Annotated in this window: 20 protein-coding genes; 10 read left to right on the top strand and 10 right to left on the bottom strand. The window is 70.4% G+C overall.

Features of this window, described 5'->3' with window-relative positions; genetic code table 11:
- The first annotated feature begins 98 nt into the window (after positions 1–98).
- From madL to F6X51_RS14375, 3 genes are all read left to right on the top strand, one after another.
- Positions 99–560, top strand: a complete 462-nt coding sequence (madL, locus tag F6X51_RS14385) for a malonate transporter subunit MadL (protein WP_150964364.1) — start codon at positions 99–101, stop codon at positions 558–560.
- Positions 561–565: 5 nt separating this feature from the next.
- Entirely contained in the window at positions 566–1,330 is a 765-nt protein-coding gene (gene madM, locus F6X51_RS14380) for a malonate transporter subunit MadM (RefSeq protein ID WP_150964363.1), read from the top strand.
- Positions 1,331–1,410: 80 nt separating this feature from the next.
- A complete protein-coding gene (locus tag F6X51_RS14375) occupies positions 1,411–2,079 on the top strand; it encodes a GntR family transcriptional regulator (protein WP_150964362.1) in 669 nt (222 codons plus the stop codon).
- A 6-nt stretch (positions 2,080–2,085) separates the two neighbouring features.
- Here the strand turns inward: F6X51_RS14375 and F6X51_RS14370 are convergent, their stop codons facing one another.
- Entirely contained in the window at positions 2,086–3,000 is a 915-nt protein-coding gene (locus F6X51_RS14370) for a L,D-transpeptidase (RefSeq protein WP_150964361.1), read from the bottom strand.
- Between the two features lie 364 nt (positions 3,001–3,364).
- On the opposite strand from F6X51_RS14370, the gene F6X51_RS14365 reads away from it, so the two are divergent.
- Positions 3,365–3,649: a hypothetical protein gene (locus F6X51_RS14365; RefSeq protein WP_150964360.1), complete on the top strand. Its 285-nt coding sequence runs from the start codon at positions 3,365–3,367 to the stop codon at positions 3,647–3,649.
- An 81-nt stretch (positions 3,650–3,730) separates the two neighbouring features.
- On the opposite strand, the gene F6X51_RS14360 is transcribed toward F6X51_RS14365, so the two are convergent.
- Positions 3,731–5,197, bottom strand: coding sequence for a methyl-accepting chemotaxis protein (locus F6X51_RS14360; RefSeq protein ID WP_150964359.1), 1,467 nt, complete (start codon positions 5,195–5,197; stop codon positions 3,731–3,733).
- The gene (locus F6X51_RS14355) at positions 5,194–5,517 is read right to left on the bottom strand and encodes a hypothetical protein (RefSeq protein WP_150964358.1); all 324 of its coding nucleotides are present in this window, start codon (positions 5,515–5,517) and stop codon (positions 5,194–5,196) included. The genes F6X51_RS14360 and F6X51_RS14355 overlap by 4 nt, the downstream gene beginning before the upstream one ends.
- Before the next feature lie 649 nt (positions 5,518–6,166).
- Here F6X51_RS14355 and F6X51_RS14350 point away from each other — a divergent pair.
- On the top strand, positions 6,167–7,423 hold the full coding sequence (locus F6X51_RS14350; RefSeq protein WP_150964357.1) for a nitrate/nitrite transporter: 1,257 nt from the start codon (positions 6,167–6,169) through the stop codon (positions 7,421–7,423).
- A 134-nt stretch (positions 7,424–7,557) separates the two neighbouring features.
- Positions 7,558–8,793, top strand: a complete 1,236-nt coding sequence (locus tag F6X51_RS14345) for a TetR/AcrR family transcriptional regulator (RefSeq protein WP_150964356.1) — start codon at positions 7,558–7,560, stop codon at positions 8,791–8,793.
- 36 nt (positions 8,794–8,829) lie between these two features.
- On the opposite strand, the gene F6X51_RS14340 is transcribed toward F6X51_RS14345, so the two are convergent.
- Positions 8,830–9,012: a DUF1508 domain-containing protein gene (locus tag F6X51_RS14340; RefSeq protein ID WP_150964355.1), complete on the bottom strand. Its 183-nt coding sequence runs from the start codon at positions 9,010–9,012 to the stop codon at positions 8,830–8,832.
- 441 nt (positions 9,013–9,453) lie between these two features.
- Here F6X51_RS14340 and F6X51_RS14335 point away from each other — a divergent pair, with 441 nt between their 5' ends.
- Genes F6X51_RS14335 through F6X51_RS14325 form a run of 3 tightly spaced genes read left to right on the top strand, consistent with a single transcriptional unit; the run spans position 9,454 to position 12,834 of the window.
- Positions 9,454–10,749, top strand: a complete 1,296-nt coding sequence (locus tag F6X51_RS14335) for an MFS transporter (RefSeq protein WP_150964354.1) — start codon at positions 9,454–9,456, stop codon at positions 10,747–10,749.
- Between the two features lie 11 nt (positions 10,750–10,760).
- Positions 10,761–11,987: a CaiB/BaiF CoA transferase family protein gene (locus F6X51_RS14330; RefSeq protein ID WP_150964353.1), complete on the top strand. Its 1,227-nt coding sequence runs from the start codon at positions 10,761–10,763 to the stop codon at positions 11,985–11,987.
- Between the two features lie 46 nt (positions 11,988–12,033).
- Positions 12,034–12,834 (top strand): enoyl-CoA hydratase/isomerase family protein, encoded by an 801-nt coding sequence (locus F6X51_RS14325; protein ID WP_150964352.1) that lies wholly within the window; start codon positions 12,034–12,036, stop codon positions 12,832–12,834.
- An 8-nt stretch (positions 12,835–12,842) separates the two neighbouring features.
- Here the strand turns inward: F6X51_RS14325 and F6X51_RS14320 are convergent, their stop codons facing one another.
- The 5 genes from F6X51_RS14320 to dctP form a co-directional block, all read right to left on the bottom strand.
- On the bottom strand, positions 12,843–13,160 hold the full coding sequence (locus tag F6X51_RS14320) for a BrnA antitoxin family protein (RefSeq protein WP_150964351.1): 318 nt from the start codon (positions 13,158–13,160) through the stop codon (positions 12,843–12,845).
- Positions 13,132–13,353, bottom strand: a complete 222-nt coding sequence (locus F6X51_RS14315) for a BrnT family toxin (protein ID WP_407658555.1) — start codon at positions 13,351–13,353, stop codon at positions 13,132–13,134. Before F6X51_RS14315 ends, F6X51_RS14320 begins: the two co-directional genes overlap by 29 nt.
- 211 nt (positions 13,354–13,564) lie before the next feature.
- Positions 13,565–14,917: a TRAP transporter large permease gene (locus F6X51_RS14310; protein ID WP_150964350.1), complete on the bottom strand. Its 1,353-nt coding sequence runs from the start codon at positions 14,915–14,917 to the stop codon at positions 13,565–13,567.
- Positions 14,914–15,630 (bottom strand): TRAP transporter small permease, encoded by a 717-nt coding sequence (locus F6X51_RS14305; RefSeq protein WP_150964349.1) that lies wholly within the window; start codon positions 15,628–15,630, stop codon positions 14,914–14,916. Before F6X51_RS14305 ends, F6X51_RS14310 begins: the two co-directional genes overlap by 4 nt.
- Positions 15,627–16,649: a TRAP transporter substrate-binding protein DctP gene (gene dctP, locus F6X51_RS14300; protein WP_150964348.1), complete on the bottom strand. Its 1,023-nt coding sequence runs from the start codon at positions 16,647–16,649 to the stop codon at positions 15,627–15,629. Before dctP ends, F6X51_RS14305 begins: the two co-directional genes overlap by 4 nt.
- A gap of 167 nt (positions 16,650–16,816) precedes the next feature.
- Between dctP and F6X51_RS14295 the strand changes: the two genes are divergently transcribed.
- Positions 16,817–17,473, top strand: a complete 657-nt coding sequence (locus F6X51_RS14295) for a GntR family transcriptional regulator (RefSeq protein WP_150964347.1) — start codon at positions 16,817–16,819, stop codon at positions 17,471–17,473.
- Between the two features lie 115 nt (positions 17,474–17,588).
- On the opposite strand, the gene F6X51_RS14290 is transcribed toward F6X51_RS14295, so the two are convergent.
- Positions 17,589–18,311: a GntR family transcriptional regulator gene (locus F6X51_RS14290; RefSeq protein ID WP_150964346.1), complete on the bottom strand. Its 723-nt coding sequence runs from the start codon at positions 18,309–18,311 to the stop codon at positions 17,589–17,591.
- Positions 18,312–18,341: the final 30 nt, after the last annotated feature.

Raw genomic sequence — 18,341 nt, 5'->3', positions numbered from 1 at the left:
GCGGATACAGGAAGGAAGCGCCACATGGCTTGTGCATACACAACGCGCATCGGGGCCGGTTTGGCTCCCGTCCCGTTCTCACGGTCGGGGGATGGCCGATGACGATCTTCGGCGTCGCGCTCCTCGCCCTCTGCACCCTGATCGGGGTCTATCTCGGCGACCTTCTCGGGGTCGCCCTCGGCGTGAAGGCCAATGTCGGCGGCGTCGGCCTCGCCATGATCCTGCTGATCGCGGCCCGCGTCTGGATGCTCCGCAACGGCAAGCTCGGACACGGCACCAAGCTCGGCGTCGAGTTCTGGGCGACGATGTACATCCCCATCGTGGTCGCGATGGCGGCGCAGCAGAACGTCGTGGCGGCGGTGAGCGGCGGCCCGATCGTGATCATCGCCGCCACCGGCTCGCTGCTGATCTGCTTCGCCTTCGTGGCGCTGCTCGGCCGGATCGGCCGGCGCACGGCCGAGACCAGCCCCGAGGTCGAGCACGGCGGCTCCGTCATCGGCGGCGACACGGACGGCGAGCCGGCTCGGCCCGCCCCCGCCCTCGCGACCGACCGGAGGTGAGCGCCATGCTGCACATGATCGAGCACGTCTTCGTCGAGCAGAGCCTCGTCACCGCCTTCGCGGCGGTCGGCGCCCTGATGCTGATCTCGAATTTCATGGGCAAGCGCCTGACCCGCGGGCGCGTCCACGGCTCGGCCATCGCCATCGTCCTGGGCCTCGTCCTCGCCTATGTGGGCGGGCGCATCACGGGCGGGCAGAAGGGCGTCGCCGACATCCCGGCTCTCGCCGGCATCGGCCTGATGGGGGGCGCCATGCTGCGCGACTTCGCCATCGTCGCCACCGCCTTCGAGGTCGACGTGATCGAGGCGCGCCGGGCCGGCCTCCTCGGCGTGGCGGCGCTGGCGCTCGGCACCGTGCTGCCCTTCATCGTCGGGGCGCTAACCGCGATGGCCTTCGGCTACCACGACGCGGTCTCCATCACCACGATCGGCGCGGGGGCCGTGACCTACATCGTCGGCCCGGTGACCGGGGCGGCCCTGGGGGCGGATTCCACCGTCATGGCCCTGTCGATCGCCACCGGCGTGACCAAGGCCGTGATGGTGATGGTCGGCACGCCCCTCGTCGCCCGGCTGATCGGCCTCGACAACCCGCGCTCGGCCATGGCCTTCGGCGGCCTGATGGGCACGGTGAGCGGCGTCGCGGGCGGGCTCGCCGCCACCGATCCCAAGCTCGTGCCCTACGGCGCATTGACGGCGACGTTCCACACCGGCATCGGCTGCCTCGTCGGCCCGTCGCTGTTCTTCCTGATCGTGCGGGCGCTGGTGGGATGAGGCGGGCCTGCCCGCACGTCTAACGGAGGGGAATGCCTCGCGCGGCCGGACGGCGGCCGCGCGAGGCATCGGGGGACGCCATGGATGGGATCGTCGAGGCGCGCGGCCTCCTCTCGGACCAGATCCGCAACGCGCTGACGGACGAGATCGCGGCGGGCACGCTCGCGGCCGGCATCGCCCTCGACGAGCAGGAGCTCGCCGACCGCTTCGGCGCCTCGCGCACCCCGGTCCGCGAGGCCCTGCGCCAACTCGCCTTCAGCGGCCTCGTGGAGGTCCGCCCCCGGCGCGGCGTCGTCGTCACCCGGATGACGCCCGAGCGCATCATGGACATGTTCGAGACCACCGCCGAGGTCGAGGCGATGTGCGTGCGCCTCGCCACCTACCGGATGACGCCCCTGGAGCGCAGCGCCCTCCTCGACCTGCACGAGCAGTCCGGCCGCCTCGTCGATGCGGACGATTTCGACGCCTACGACGCCCTCAACCGCAGCTTCCACGAGGCGCTCTACCGGGCGACGCATAACGGCTTCATGGCCGAGCAGGCGCTCGCGATCCGGACCCGGCTCTCGGCCTTCCGCCGGACGCAGCTGCGCCAGGGCGAGCGCATCCGCCGCTCGCGCGCCGAGCACGGGGAGATCCTGGCCGCCATCGCCGAGGGGGACGGCGAGGCGGCCGCCCGGCGGATGCGCGCCCACATGCTCAACGCCGCGAGCGCGCTCGGCCGCTACGTCGCCGAGCACACCGGCGACTGAGGCGTCTCAGCTCAGCACCACCACCTTGGCGCCGACACTGACGCGGCCGTAGAGGTCGATCACGTCCTGGTTGATCATGCGGATGCAGCCGGACGAGACGCTGTGGCCGATCGAGGTGGGCTCGAGGGTGCCGTGGATGCGGTAGAGCGTGTCCTTGTTGTCCTGCCACAGGTAGAGCGCGCGCGCGCCGAGCGGGTTGCGCGTGCCGCCCTCGACGCCGAGGCCGCTCTGGAGCTTGGTCACCTCGCGGGCGAGCTTCGGCGTACGGGCGATCATCTCCTTGGGCGGGTACCAGTCCGGCCAGGCCTGCTTCGAGTTGATGGTGGAGGTGCCCGACCACGAGAAGCCCTGCTTGCCGACGCCGACGCCGTAGCGGCGGGCCCGGCCGCCCGGCTGCACGAGGAACAGGTGGTGGGCGCGCGGATCGATCACGATCGTGCCGGGCTCGTGGCGGCCCGGATAGGCCACCTCCTGGCGCAGGAAGACCGGATTCGCCTTCTTCCAGTTGAAGGCCTGGACCGGGAAGGGATCGTCGGTGACGGCCGCGTAGGCGCGGGCATAGTCGATCGGGCCGTCATCGACCGGCCGCTCGACCATCGCGCGCTGGCCCGGCTGACCGGGCTGGCCGCGCGGGGGGGGCGTCTCGTCGAAGGCGCGGCGGCGCGGCGGCTCGGTCTCGGTGCCCGGCACCGGGCGGCCGTAGGATTCCTGGCCCGAATACGGGACGTACTGGCCGCCCCGGCGGCGGTAGAGAGCCCCGTTCTCGTCGCGGTAGAGCCGGTCGTCGTCGTAGCCGGCGAACCCGTCGATGGCGTCCCCCGGCAGGGGACCGCTCTGCGCGAGCCCGGAGAGCGTGGATTTGAGCAGCACGAGGCCCGTCATCGAGCCGGTGAGCACAGTGCGGCGCGTCAGTCTGGACATGGGTTTCGAGACGTCCCTTCGAGCCCTGCCAGTCATCCGATGGACGAGGCGCGGGCCTGGTGTTCGGCCGACCGCACGCTGGCGGCCAAGCTCGACTTGTGCAAGCTCCTAGCAAAGTTGGGGGGCCCGCGTCACGTGTCGGGATCTGCATAGCGGGGTCGCATGACCCTGCGAGGCCTCGCGTTCGAAAGATGGTCGACGGATCGTCAACGCCGCGGCGAGCCTGTCCGTCAGCTTTCGCGCGCGGGCTCTTCACCATTTCGGATGAGATCGTGGGAAAACCCGGTGTTTCCGATTGCCGAATGCTGAGACCGGGCGCATATCGCCGATCGTCCCGCTTCCCCTCGATTCTCGGATTCGTCCCGTGCCGGTTCCCCTGTCTCGGCCCGTCCGCACGACCTCGGCCGTGCTCGCCCTGTTGGCATCCTGCCTGGTCGCCACGCCCTCGGAGGCGCGTCGCGGCGAGACGCCCCCAGCCGCCGCGGCCCCCGCCAAGCCCCCCGCCAAGCCCCCCGCCGCGCCGGGCGTGACCCCGGGCGTCACCTGGACCGCGGGCGAGGCCCCGGCGGCGAACTGCACCCGCAGCCGGCGCAAGCTCTGGCAGGAGGGCGAGGGCTGGATCGTCCGCACGGTCACCGCCTGCCGCTGAGGCCGATGCGCTGTCCGGCCCGCACGCGGGCGGTTCGGCCGCCTCCGACAGCGGACCGGAATGCCTCACGCCGCCCTTCGCTCAGGCGGCGCGCACCGTCTGGATGAAGCGTCCCACTTCGGCCGCGAGGGTCTCGGAGTGGTGCGACAGGCCGGAGGCCGCCCCGAGCACCTCGCCTGCCGCTGCTCCGGTCTGCTCGGCTGCCCCGGCCACCCGGGCGATGTTGCTCGTCACCTCGCCCGTGCCCATCGCGGCCTGCGAGATATTGCGCACGATCTCCTGGGTAGCCGCGCCCTGCTGCTCCACGGCGGCCGCGATCGAGGTCGCCACGGCGCTGATCTGCTGGATGCGGCCCGTGATGCCGCCGATCGCCGTGACCGCCTGATCCGTCGAGGCCTGGATCCGGCCGATCTGAGCGGCGATCTCTTCGGTTGCCTTGGCGGTCTGACCGGCGAGATCCTTCACCTCGGCCGCCACCACGGCGAAACCGCGACCCGCCTCGCCCGCGCGGGCCGCCTCGATCGTGGCGTTGAGAGCCAGCAGGTTCGTCTGGCTCGCGATCCCGGAGATCATGCCGGCGACGTCGCCGATGCGCGCCACGGTCGCGTTGAGCTCCAGGACCAGCGCGCCGGTCTGATCCGCCTCGGCGACCGCGATCCGGGCGAGATCGGCCGAGCCGCCGACCTGCCGGCCGATCTCCCGGACCGAGGCGCCGAGTTCCTCCGCGGCCGCCGCCACCGTGCCGACGTTGCCCGCCGCTTCCTCGGCGGCCGACGCCACGGTGGCCGACTGGCTGGCGGCCGTGGCCGCGGTGGCGGTCATGGTCCGGGCCATGGCCTGAAGCTCGGAGGCCGAGGACGACACCAGCCCGATGACGTTGAGGACCGTCGCCTCGAAGGTCCGGACGACGTGTTCGACCCCCTCCCGACGCGTGACCTCGACCGTCGCGCGCGCCCGCTCGGCGTCCTGCTCGGCCGAACTGGCACGGCCGAGCTGCATCTGCGCCTCGTGCTCGGAAGCCGCGAGCGTCACGAACGCCTGTGCGATGGTCCGGCAGGTCCAGATCAGGACGCCGGCTTCGATCAGCACGATCACCGCGTGCAGCACCACCCGCGCGACATCGAGGTCGGCGCCCGGGAAGACCAGGGCCGGCATCACGAGATCGAGGGAGAGGTGGTGCAGGGCGGTGGCCAACGTCGCCGCCAGGATCACGCGCCAGTCGCACCATCCGACGAGGACGGCGAGACAGGCGAAGAAGTACAGATGCAGATCGATCTGCCAGGGATGGTCGGTGAAGACGACGAGGAGGACGGCCGCCATGCCGACCAGCGCGAGCGCGCTCACGAGCCGTGTCGCCGTGCCGACCGGGTCGCGCAGCCAGAACACGGTCACGATGCCGGCGAGGCAGATGGCGGCGACGATCGGAGCCTGGGCGGGCAGGCCCCGGGTCAGGATGGCGTCGGCTCCCGCAACGATCAGGACGTGCCCCCACAGCAGCAGGATCAGGAACCGGGCGAAGGACGTTCGCAGACCGTCAAGGTGTCTCATCGCGGCGAAGCCTCGGTTGGGATGGATGCGGCGCGCAAGGCAGCGGGGCCGCAGCGTTTGGCCAGGTCGGCATTGAGGACGAGGTGGGCACCGGCGGCGTAGAGGCGGGAGACGAAGCCGTCGCTGTCCGAGCGAGCGAGGATGACGTTGTCCGAACCGCCCGCGTTCACGATCGCGCCGTCGGCCTGCGCGACGATCCGGGCGAGATCGGTCGGATCACTTCCCGGCGCCACGACGACGGCCACCACCTTCGCGCTTGGCAGGGCCAGGAGCGCGAACGGCACGACGATCGCGCCGAAGCTCCCGAGAAAGCCGAACACACGCGCAGCATGGCGCTCCCATAGATGCCGCGCCGGTGGCGTCCCGTATCCGCAGGCTCGTGCATGAGGGCCCATGAGGACCGAACCTCCCGGCAGGCCGGCAGAGAATTCCCGACAACGTCTCGATTGTCTACGTCTTGTTGGGTTAATGTTTTGCATAGACTCGGTAAGACGGGATTAAATCAAGTAAAAGTTGCAATTTTCCGAGACAAAGGCGAGTGATCGTCGCTCAGGGCCGTCTCGACGACGGCGTGGCGCGACGGGGCGGCCCCGAGCCGCGCGGGGGTGTCCGCGCATCCCGGAACCAGGACCGGCCCCCCGCGCCCGCACACCACGAACCGGCGCGATCCGCGCGGGTTTCGAAAGTGTCCTCCTCCGGCGGATCCGCCGCCGGCGAGCCGCCCGTTTCCTGGGCAGGCTGCCTTGCGGTGCAGCAATCTGCCGCTCGCCCCCCGGCCCGACCGAACGGGAGCGCCGCAGCCGGCAGGCGCCGCCGCGGCCGCCTCTGGCACGGTTGCTGCTTAGTCGTCCCCGTCGCCTCCCGGCGGCACGCGGGGCAACGGCGCCCCGCAATGCGGACGGTGTGAGTCCGGAAATCCCGGAACGAGCGGTCGCCACAGGCACACCGCGCCACAAGACGAGCACCCCCATGGCCAGTTTCAAGACCGTGATGAAGTCGGGTCACCCGCCGACGCTGTTCTCTGCCTTCCTGTACTTCGATTTCTGCTTCGCGATCTGGGTCCTGAACGGCGCGATGGGCCCGTTCATCACCGAGACCTACAAGCTCACCCCAGCCCAGACCGGGTTCATGATCTCGCTGCCGATCCTGGCGGGCGCGATCATGCGCTTCCCCCTCGGCGTGCTGGCCCAGTATATCGGCCGCAAGAACGCGGCGATCACCGAGATGAGCCTCATCATCGCCGCGATGGCGTTCGGGTTCTTCCTCGTGCACTCGTTCAACGACGTGCTGGCCATGGGCGTGCTCCTCGGCATCGCGGGCGCCTCCTTCGGCGTCGCCCTGTCGCTCGGCTCCGGCTGGTTCCCGCCGGAGCACAAGGGCCTCGCCATGGGCATCGCGGGCGCCGGCAATTCCGGCACCGTGCTCGCCGTGCTCTTCGCCCCCCCGCTCGCCCAGGCCTATGGCTGGCAGGCGGTCTACGGCTTTGCCGGCGTCGTGATGCTGATCCCCCTCGTGGTGATGATCGTCTTCGCCAAGGAGCCGCCGGACCGCGAGCACCAGTCCTTCAAGCAGCACGTCGCCTGCCTGTTCGAGAAGGACGGCTGGGCCTTCAGCCTCGTCTACATCATCACCTTCGGAGGCTTCATCGGCCTATCGAACTTCCTGCCGACCTTCTTCTACGAGCAGTTCGCCGTGACCAAGGTCGAGGCCGGGCGCCTCACCATGCTGGCCGCCATCATGGGCTCGGGCATCCGCATCGTCGGCGGCTACTTCGCCGACCGGGTCGGCGGCATCCTGGTCCTGTCGGTGGTGCTGCTCGCCGCGATCGGCTCCTTCCTGCTCCTCACCGCGGCGCCCTCGCTCGCGCTGACCACGATCCTGTTCATGCTCTGCTTCGCCGCCCTCGGGGCCGGCAACGGCGCGCTGTTCCAGCTCGTTCCCCTGCGCTGGCCCACCAACACCGCGGTGGCCGGCTCGATGATCGGCGAGGTCGGGGCGCTCGGCGGCGCGATCCTGCCGAACGTGATGGGCCTCTCGAAGCAGTATACGGGCTCCTTCGCAATCGGCTTCGTCGCCTACGCGGTGATCGCCGCGGTGGTGCTCGGCTGCCTCTTCGTCTGGCAGCGCAAGTGGGTCGGCACCTGGGTCGGCCCCCGCGGCAAGGTCCTCGACCCGGCCCCCCGCACCGCCGCGCCCGAGGGCCGGCTGGAGCCCGCCACGGTCTGACGCCGGGCGCCGGACAGCGGCTCGGGACGGCAAGGAAGCGGGGGCCGCCGGCCCCCGCTTTCGCGTTCCGGGCCCCGCGCTCCGCGCCGGCCGGCGCGCTTGTCAGCCCGGCGCGCCCATGCTCAACCCACGGTATGTCCGACACGAGCCGACCCGCCCCGCGCCAGACCAAGCGCTTCGAGCAGAAGCGCGGGGCGATCCTCGACGCGGCCGCCAAGCGCTTCAACGAACGGGGCATCCGCGGCACCTCGCTCGCCGACGTCTCGGGCAGCGTCGGCCTGATGACGAACTCGATCACCTACTATTACCGCCGCAAGGAGGACCTCGCGGCGGCCTGCTTCCTCGCCAAGATCGCCTGGCTCGACGCCCTGATCGCCGAGGCCGAGGCGGCGCAGTGCCCGGAGGCGCGGCTGCGCCTGTTCCTCGACCGCTACTGCCGCGGCCTCGCCGCCATGGCGACAGGGGAGCGCCCGGCCCTGATCCGCTTCCACGACGTGCGCGCGCTGCCGAGCCCCCAGGCCGAGACGGTGTTCGCGGCCTACAACGCCTTCTTCCGCCGCATGCGGGCCCTCTGCCTGGAGGCGGACGCGGTGGCGGGCCTCGGCCGGACGGCGCGCAACGCCCGCACGCACCTGCTCGTCTCCGTGGTGCAGACCATGCGGGTCTGGATCGATCGCTACGAGCCGGACGATTACCCCCGCGCCGGCGCCCGGGTGGCCGACCTCGTCCTCAACGGGCTCGCGGCCCCCGGCAGCGCCTGGCCGCCGGGCCTCGACCTCGCCCTGCCGGATCCCGAATGGGCGCCCACGGACGCGTTCCTGCGCGCCGCCACCATCCTGATCAACGAGCAGGGCTACCGGGGCGCCTCGGTCGAGAAGATCTCGGCGCATCTGCGCGTCACCAAGGGCTCGTTCTACCATCACAACGACAACAAGGACGACCTCGTCGCCAACTGCTTCGCCCGCACCTTCGATCGGATCCGCCGCACGCAGGACGCCGCCGAGGCCGCCGGCGGCACCGGCTGGGAGCGGCTGGCGGCCGCCACCGCGACCCTCGTGGCCCACCAGCTCTCGGAAGCCGGGCCGCTCCTGCGCTGGATCGCGGTCGGCGCCCTGCCGGACGGCCTGCGGGCGGACGTGACCCGCACGATGCACCGGCTCTGGGAACGCGTCGCCTTCCCAATCGCCGACGGCATCGCGGACGGCTCGATCCGCCCCTGCGATCCCTCCATCGCCGCGCAGGTGGTCAACAGCACGATCGACGCCGCCTCCGAACTCGACCGCTGGGCCAAGGACATCGATGCGGCCGCGGCCCAGGCGAACTACGTCTACCCGCTCCTGGCTGGACTCTACGCGCCGCCGCCGGGCTGAGGCGCGGACGTTTGGCCCGCGCCCCGGGACTTGCTCTCAGGTCGGCGTGCAGGTCATCCCGTTCCGCCGCGCGTTCTCGATGCAGTGGGTCTTGCTCACATAGGCTTCGGTGGATGCGCCGACGATCCGGCCGTTCGAAGCCGTGCGGCGCCAGCGCCAGCCTCCGACGACCTGATAGATCTCCCAGGTATCGCCATTCCCGTCCTTGCAGGTGCTCACAGGCTCTCTCGCGCTGAAGAATCAAACTCTAGGTTTGCAAGGCAACTCTAGCGGGTGTGGTTCAACGATCCAAGCCGCTGGTCACGCGCATCACCAGCGCTGTCGGACCGGTTCGTTCGCCGCCTGCGCCGCAGGCGCCGGCAGGATCCGGTGGGAAAATCACCCGAGGGGTCGAGGCCACCGGCATCGGCGCTCCGCGTCGCAGGGGGCCGGCTCCCATGCGTCGGGAGGGATTGCGCCCCGGCGGAAAGCCTGGAAACTCACCGCCCTCGGTTGCATTCGCATTCGATGTCCAGATAATGAATTCAATATACGTTACGCGTGGCGGCGGGCCCTGACGGCCCCGTCGCATCGACGGCGAGCATCCCGAACGGGAGCGGCCGGCGCGCATGACAAGCCGGGCCAAACCGGCACGACGGTTGGAAACGAAAGGGAAGGCTCATGATGAAGCGCCTGAGCGCGACGAACAGCGTGCTGTTCCTGCTCTGCCTGATGTATTTCATCACCTATCTCGACCGGGTGAACATCGGCACCGCCGGTATCGAGATCATGAAGGATCTCGGCATCTCGAACACGCAGTTCGGCCTGATCCTGTCGGCCTTCGCCTACCCCTACGCGATCTTCCAGGTCATCGGCGGCTCGGTCGGCGACAAGTTCGGGGCGCGCCGCACGCTCCTCGCCTGTGGCATCATCTGGGCGGCCGCGACGATCCTGACGGGCTTCGTCGGCGGCATCGTCAGCCTGTTCCTGGCCCGCGTGCTCCTCGGCTTCGGCGAGGGCGCCACCTTCCCGACCGCGACCCGCGCGATGCAGAACTGGACGGCGCCGGGCCGGCGCGGCTTCGCGCAGGGCATCACCCACGCCTTCGCGCGCCTCGGCAACGCGGTCGCCCCGCCGATCGTCGCCTTCCTGATCTACCATGTCGGCTGGCGCTACAGCTTCGTGATCCTCGGATTCGCGAGCTTCATCTGGGTCGTGGTCTGGTACATCTACTTCCGGGACGACCCGTCCGATCACAAGAACATCACCCAGGCCGAGCTCGACCTCCTGCCCCCGCCCCGCAAGGTCGGCGCCCAGCAATCGGTGCCGTGGGGCCGCCTCACGAAGCGCATCCTGCCCGTGACGCTGACGTATTTCTGCTACGGCTGGACCCTGTGGCTGTTCCTCGGCTGGTTGCCGACCTTCTTCAAGCAGAGCTACGGCCTCGACCTGAAGAACTCGGCGCTCTTCGCCTCGGGCGTGTTCTTCGCGGGCGTCGTCGGGGACACCCTGGGCGGCGTCCTCAGCGACGGCATCCTCAAGCGCACCGGCAGCATCAAGCTCGCCCGCCTCTCGATCATCGTGGTGGGCTTCCTCGGGGCGGCGGCGAGCCTCGCGGGCGTGTTCTTCACCCGGGACCTCACCGCGGTGGCGCTGCTCCTGTCCTCGGGCTTCTTCTTCGCGGAGCTCGTCATCGGCCCGATCTGGTCGGTGCCGATGGACATCGCGCCGAAATTCGCCGGCACGGCGAGCGGCCTGATGAACACCGGCTCGGCGGTCGCCGCCATCGTCTCGCCGATCGTGTTCGGCCTCGTCGTGGACATGACGGGCGACTGGAGGCTGCCCTTCGCGGGCTCGATCGGCCTCTGCCTGCTCGGCGCCGTCCTGGCCTTCACCATGCACCCGGAGCGTCCCTTCGTCGAAGACGCCGACGAGGCGATCCCGCCCCTGCCGGGGGCGGCCGCGGTGACCCGCTGAGGATCCGGCCGATGCAGGACGACGCAACCCAGCGCAGCGGCCCCCTCGCGGGGGTTCGGGTGATCGAGCTCGCCCACATCATGGCGGGGCCGGTCTGCGGCCTGATGCTCGGCGACATGGGCGCCGAGGTGATCAAGGTGGAGAAGTTCGAGGGCGGCGACGACACCCGCCGCTCCGTCCCGCCGGCGCTGGAGGGCGAGAGCGCCGCCTACCTGATGATGAACCGGGGCAAGCAGGGCATCGCCCTCGACCTCAAGGCGCCGGAGGGCAAACTGGTCCTGCGCCGCCTGCTCGCCGGGGCCGACATCCTGATCGAGAACTACCGGGCCGGCACGATGGAGCGCCTCGGCCTCGGCTACGACAGCCTCAAGGCCGAGTTCCCGGGGCTCATCTACGCCTCGCTCTCGGGCTTCGGCCGCTCCGGCCCCTACGCGGACCGGGCCGGGTTCGACCTCGTGGCGCAGGGCATGAGCGGGCTGATGAGCATCACCGGCGAGGGCGCGGGCCGGCCGCCGATGAAGTGCGGGCCTCCGGTCACCGACATCACCGCCGGGATCCTGGCGGCCATGGGGGTGCTCGCGGCCTACGTCCACCGGCTGAGGACCGGGGAGGGGCAGGTCGTCGACACCTCCCTGTTCGAGGCCGGCATCACCCTGACCTACTGGCAATCGGCGATCAGCATGGCGACCGGCGTGCCGCCGGGCCCGATGGGCTCGGCCCACCCGCTCAACGCCCCCTACGAGGCCTTCGAGACCGCCGACGGCTGGATCACCATCGGGGCGGCCAACCAGACGAACTGGCTGCGCCTCCTCGCCGTCCTCGGGGCGGAGGATCTGGCGAACGACCCCCGCTTCGGCCAGAACCGCGACCGCATGGCGAACCGCGAGGCCTTGGCGGCCGCCCTCGCGCCGCATTTCCGGGAGGCGAGCTCGGCCGACTGGCTCGCCCGCCTCGAGGCCGGCGGCGTGCCGGCCGGCCCCGTCCTCGACGTCGCCGCCATGCACGCGGACCCGCAGACCCGGGCCCGCGAGATGGTGGTCGAGGTCGACCACACCCGCATCGGCCCGATGCGGACCCTCGGCCTGCCGGTCAAGTTCTCGCAGACCCCCGGCCGGGTCCACGGGCCGGCGCCGCTCCTCGGCGAGCACAGCCGCGCCATCCTGCGCGGCGCCGGCTACCCGGAGGACGAGATCGACGGCCTGATCGCGCGCGGCGTCGTGCGCGAGACCCTGGCGTGATAGGGCCCGACGCGCGCCCGCACCGTTCCGGACGAAGGATCCCGCGATGACAGCCGACACCGCCTCGCCGACCGACGAATTGCTGTTCACCAAGGATGCGGGCGGTATCGCCCGCATCGTCCTGAACCGGCCGCAGGCGCGCAACGCCCTCACCTTCGCGATGTACGAGGGCCTGATCGGGCTCGCCCGCGAGATCGAGGCGGATGCCGGCATCAAGGCGGTGATCATCACGGGGGCGGGCGAGAAGGCGTTCGCGGCCGGCACCGACATCGCCCAGTTCCGCAGCTTCACGACGGCCGAGGACGCCCTCGGCTACGAGCGCTTCATGGACCGGGTGCTCGGGAGCCTGGAGGGGCTGCGGGTGCCGATCATCGCGGCGATCGCGGGGGCCTGCACCGGGGGGGGCGCGGCGATCGCGGCGGCCTGCGACCTGCGCATCGCCACGCGCGACGCCCGCTTCGGCTTCCCGATCGCCCGGACGCTCGGCAATTGCCTGTCCCAGGGCAACCTGAAGCGGCTCTCCGGCCTGATCGGCCCGGCCCGCGTCAAGGACATCCTGTTCACCGCCCGCCTCGTCGGCGCCGAGGAGGCCCTGGCCATCGGCCTCGCGAGCGAGGTGGTGGCGGACGCGCCCGCCCTCGAGGCCCGCGCCACGGAGCTGGCGACGCTGCTGGCCGGCCACGCGCCGCTCACCCTCCGGGCCACCAAGGAGGGCCTGCGCCGCCTGCAGGAGGGCGATACCGGCCCGGGCGACGACCTCATCCTGCAATGCTACATGAGCCAGGATTTTCGCGAGGGCATGGAAGCCTTCCTGGCCAAGCGCCCGCCGAACTGGACGGGGCGCTGAGGCGCCGCTCAGTCGCCGGCCGCGTCCCGCAGCATCGCCTGCCGCAGGATCGCGTTGATCTTGGTCTGGTAGCCGCGACCGCCGGCCCTCAGCCAGGCCAGCACATCCGCATCGAGGCGGACCGTGAGCTGCGCCTTCACCGGACGGTAGAACGGGTTGCGCGCCGCCTTCGCGAAGAACGCGGCGTTCAGCTCCGGCTCGTCGCTGGTGTCGATCGCGGAATCGGGCAGGGCGGCGAGGGCCGCGATCTCCGCCCGCTCCGCCCCGGTCAGGGCGTGCGCCCGCTGTGGATCGAGATCAAAGGTGACGCGATCGTTCCTGCTCATAGCCTCGTCGCTCCTGCGTCGTGGCCCTTCGGGCCGAGATGATCCGGATGATCTCCGAGCCGTCCTCCGCGTCGTGCACCGCATGGGCGACGAGGAGCATCAGGACTCCGTCCACGAGCCCGAGGGTCCGCCAGCGGAATTCGCCGCCCTCGATCCGATCCTGTTCGCTGAGCGCGAAGGGATCGACGAACACGCGTGCCGCCGTCTCGAAGCCGACGCGGTGCTTGCGCAGGTTGCTCTCGGCCTTTGGCCGAGTCCCAGGTAAAGCGCAGCGTCATCATCGCAAGTGTAGTTACGGATCCGTAGCGACACAAACGAGCCCGACACCGCTGCCCCAGAACGCGGAGCGGCCCGGACCTCCCGGGCCCAGGCCGCTCTGCCGTTCGTGGCCGCCCTCGCCCGTCCTAGCGGGTCGTCGGCAGGAGCGCGTTCGGCAGCCACATGGCGATGCCGGGGACGAGGCAGAGGATCAGGATCGCCACCGCCATCAGGATCACGAAGGGCAGCGTGCCCCAGATGATGTCCGAGAGCGGGATGTCGGGGGCGATGTTCTTGATCACGAAGATGTTGAGCCCCACGGGCGGGTGGATCAGCCCCATCTCCATGGTGATCGTCATCACGACGCCGAACCAGACGAGGTCGAAGCCGGCGGCCTTGAGGGGCGGCAGGATGATCGGCGCCGTCATCAGGATGATCGAGACCGGCGGTAGGAAGAAGCCCAGCACGATCACCATGGCGAGGATCGTCACCAGCAGCACCCACTTGGAGAGCTGCATCGCCACGATCGCGGCCGCGGCCGATTGCGAGATGTGGAGGTAGCTCATCACGTAGGCGTAGAGGAGCGACATGCCGATGATCAGCATCAGCATGGTCGATTCCCGCAGCGTCGCGGTGAGGATCGGGCTGACGTCCTTCGGGCGCCAGACCCCGTAGATGATCGCGATCAGGCCGAGGGCGAGCAGGCCGCCGAGGCCGGCCGTCTCGGAGGGCGTGGCGTAGCCGCCGTAGAGCGCCACCATCACGCCGGTGAGCAGGATCACGAAGGGCAGCACCCGCGGCAGCGTCGAGAAGCGCTCCCGCATGCTGTAGGTGTCCTCCGCCAGGATCGGCGAGGTCACGCCGCCGCGCTCGTAGGCCACCTTGGCGGAGGCGTATTCCGAGCGGAAGCGGTAGACCGCCCAGGCCGCGAACAGGCCGACCAGCAGGAGGCCCGGCCCGATGCCGGCGAGGAAGAGCCGTCCGAGGGACTGCTCGGCCGCCACCGCGTAGAGGATCATGGTGATGGAGGGCGGCAGCAGGATGCCGAGCGTGCCCCCCGCCGCGATGATGCCGGCCGCGAAGCCCGGCGAGTAGCCGCGCTTGCGCATCTCCGGGATGCCGGCCGAGCCGATGGCCGAGCAGGTGGCGGGCGAGGATCCCGCCATGGCGGCGAACAGCGCGCAGGCGAAGACGTTGGCGATGCCGAGGCCGCCCGGGATGCGGTGCATCCAGGCATGCATGGCGGTGTAGAGGTCCTGGCCGGCCTTGGACCGCCCGATCGCCGCGCCCTTCAGGATGAAGAGCGGGATCGACAGGAGGGTGATCGAGGCCATCTCCTCGTAGACGTTCTGCGCCACCGTATCGAGCGACGAGCCCGGCATGAACACGAACATGAAGGCCAGCGCCACGAAGCCGAGCGCGAAGGCGATGGGGATGCCCGCGAGCATCACGCTCAGCGTCGCCCCCGCGTAGAGGAGGCCGATTGCCGCGACACTCATCGATGGCTCCCCGTGATCTTCGTGTCCGGACGGGTGTTGCCCAGGGGATCGCCCAGGGGATGCGTGCCCTCCGGCGTCAGGTCGGGGCGGCCGTGGACGTCGCGGTTGATGTCGGCCCCGAGGCCGATCTTGGGCTTGGCCCAGCCGGCCTTCTCGGCGCCGTAGAGGATCTCCTCGGCGATCTGCAGGGCGAACTGGAGGCCGAGCAGGCTCATGCCGACCGCCATCAGGACGTAGGGAATCCAGAGCGGCGGCCCCCAGCTCGACTGCGAGACCTGCCCGTCGACCCAGGCCTCGTGCAGCAGCGTCCAGCTCTTCCAGGCGAAGAACACCACGAACACGAAGCTGACCACGTCCGCCATCAGCAGGCGGGCCCGGTTGGCCCGGGGCGAGAGGAAGCCGGTCAGGGCCTCGATCGCCACGTGGCCGCGCTTGGCCTGGACGGCGGCGGCCGAGAAGAAGGTGGCGCCGACGATCAGGAACACCGCCATCTCGTCCTGCCAGTCGGTGGGCTCGTGCAGGACGTAGCGGATGACGACGCTGTAGCTCAGCACGAGGCAGGCGCAGACCAGGGCGCCGCCGCCGAGCAGCATGATGACGTGGTTGACGGCCTTCAGGGACCGGTCGAAGGCGCCGAGGAGCCCCGGCACGCGGGGCTCGGGCGCGGCGTGCGTCTCGGCTGCCGCCGAGGCCGCGTCGAAGGCGTGGCTCATGACACCTGCTCGGCCAGCTTGAGGAGCTCGGCGCAATTGGCGTTCTTGCCCGCGTAATCCTTCCAGGCGGTCTCGCGGGCGATGTCGCGCCACTTGCCCAGCGTCGCCTCGTCGAGGTTCTGCACCTTGGCGCCGGCCTTGGCGAAGATCTCCTCGACCTTGGTGTCGTCGGCCTTCGCGCCCGCCTGCCCGAAGGTCTCGAGCTCGGCGCCGATGGTCATGATCAGGTCCTGCTGGTCCTTGGGCAGGCCCGAGAACACGGTCTTCGACATCATGATCGGCTCGAGCATGAACCAGTAGGAGCGCTCGCGGCCCGAGGTGAGGGCCTTCGCCAGCTCCTCCAGCCGGAACGAGATCAGGCTGGTGGAGGAGGTGATCACCGCGTCGCACGCCCCCGTCTGCATGGCGGCGTAGGATTCGCTTGAGGGGATCGACAGGGTGGCCGCCCCCGCCTGCTTCATCATCAGGTCCATCTCGCGCGACCCGCCCCGGACCTTGAGGCCCTTGGCGTCCGCGGGCGCGTAGAGGGGCCGCTCGCGGCTGGCGACGCCGCCCGATTGCCAGACCCAGGAGACCAGGATGATGCCCTTCTGGTCGAGGAGCTCGGTGAGCTTGCGGCCGACCGGCGCCTTCTTCCAGGCGATCGCCTGCTCGTAGGAGCTCACGAGCGCCGGCATCAGGCCGATATTCATCTCCGGGATCTCGCCCCCCGCGTAGGGCGAGGGGTAGAGCGACATGTCGAGCGCGCCCTTGCGCATGGCGGCGAACTGGGCGTTCGTCTTCATCAGCGACGAGCCGGGATAGACCTGCACCTCCAGGGCGCCCTTCGAGCGCTCGGCGATCGCCTGCGCGAACTTGCGGCACATCCGGTCGCGGAAGTCGCCCTCGTCGATCGTGCCGCCGGGAAACTGGTGCGACAATTTCAAGATCGTGGCCGCGCGCGCAGCATTCAGGCCGAAGGTCAGGATGGCGGGGGCCGCGAGGCCCGAGGCGAGGAAGTGGCGTCGTGTCAGCGGCATGGCGTTCTTCTCCCGCGGCGCACAACGTTGGCGCCGTCCTTGTGCGGTGCACCGTTTTATATTGAATGCACCGTCTGATATATAGAAGAGGGTCTCTTGTATATTTTGTCAACCGTCTTGCATAATAGCGCCGGTTGGAAAATTCTTCCCACCGGGAGGGAAGCGCGATGAGCCAGGCCCAGCGTCTCAAGCAGGCAATCGAGGACGAGATCGTCGATGGGCGGCTCGCCCTCGGGGCGCGCCTCGACGAGGTGCAGCTCGCCGAGCGATTCGGCGTTTCGCGGACCCCGATTCGCGAGGCCCTGATCCAGCTGACCATGACGGGTCTCGTCGAGACCAAGCCGCGCAAGGGCGCGATCGTCAGCGCGCCCGAGCCGCAGCACCTGCTCGCCATGTTCGAGACCATGGCGGAGATGGAGGCCTCCTGCGGCCGCCTCGCGGCCCGGCGCCTGATTCCCGAGGACGAGGCCGCCCTGCGGGACGCGCTCGCCGCCTGCGCCCGCGCGGCGGAGGCCGGCGACACCGAGGCCTATTACCAGGAGAACTACGTCTTCCACACGGTGGTCTACCGCGCCTGCCGCAATGCCTTCCTGGGCGAGCAGGCCCGCCAGCTCAGCCGCCGCCTCGCCCCCTTCCGCCGCCTGCAGCTGCGCGTCCGCCAGCGCCTCTCGCAATCGCTTGCCGAGCATGCCGCGATCGTCGAGGCGATCGCCTCCGGCGATGAGGTGCGGGCGGCCGAATCGCTGCGGGCTCACGTGGTGGTTCAGGGCGACCGCTTCTCCGACCTCGTGGCGAACATGCGCTCGATCAACGCGGCGGCGTGAAGGGCCTTCAGGGCCCGATCGCCGCTCCCGTCCGGCTCCCCGGGCCTGACGCGCGCGTCGGGCCCGAGGCGGCCTCCGAGGCGGCGTCCCGGGGTGACGCTCCCGCGTCGCCGCCTCAGGGCTCGGCGGTCTGGTCGGCCGGGACGGGGGCCGAGCCCTGCTCGCCCCCGGCGTCGCCGTAATTGGCCGCGATGACCTGCTTCTTGCCGCGGATATGCTCGCGCATCAGGATGCCGAGGCCGCTGCCGTCGCGGGCGCGCAGCAGGGCGATCATCTCCTCGTGCTCCGCGACCGCCCGGGCCCATTGCTCGGCGGTCTGGTGGGCGCGGTAGCGCGAGCGCTGGATGCGCCCCGACAGGCTGGTGTAGATGCCCGCCAGGGTGGCGTTGCGGCTCGCGCTCATGATCGCCTCGTGGATGGCGCGGTTGAGGCGGAAATATCCGGCCTCGTCGGCCTGCTCCCAGGCGGCGACCATGCGCGCGTGGTCCGCCGCGATCACGTCGATGTCGGAATCCGTGATCGTCCGGCAGGCGAGGTCGGCCGCCGTCGCCTCGAGGCCGGCGATCACCTCCACCATCTCCTCGATCTCGATCTGCGAGATGCTCGCCACCCGCGCCCCGCGGTTCGGCAGGAGCTCGAGAAGGCCCTCGGTCGCCAGGATCTTGATCGCCTCGCGCAGGGGCGTGCGCGAGATGCCGAAGCGTTCGGTGAGTTCGCCCTCGTTGATGCGGGCGCGCGGCTCCATTTCGCCGGACTGGATCAGCTCGCGCATCCGATCGGCGACCTCGTCGTGGAGATATCGCCGGCTGATGCCGAGTCCCGGATCAATTTTGTTCATGGTTCAACGATTTTTAGGGGGTGGAGCCCG

This window comes from Methylobacterium planeticum (assembly GCF_008806345.1).
In the GTDB taxonomy this organism is placed as follows: Bacteria; Pseudomonadota; Alphaproteobacteria; order Rhizobiales; family Beijerinckiaceae; genus Methylobacterium; species Methylobacterium planeticum.
Note: the sequence above shows the minus strand (reverse complement) of the source record. Positions and strands in the feature narration are given on the sequence as shown.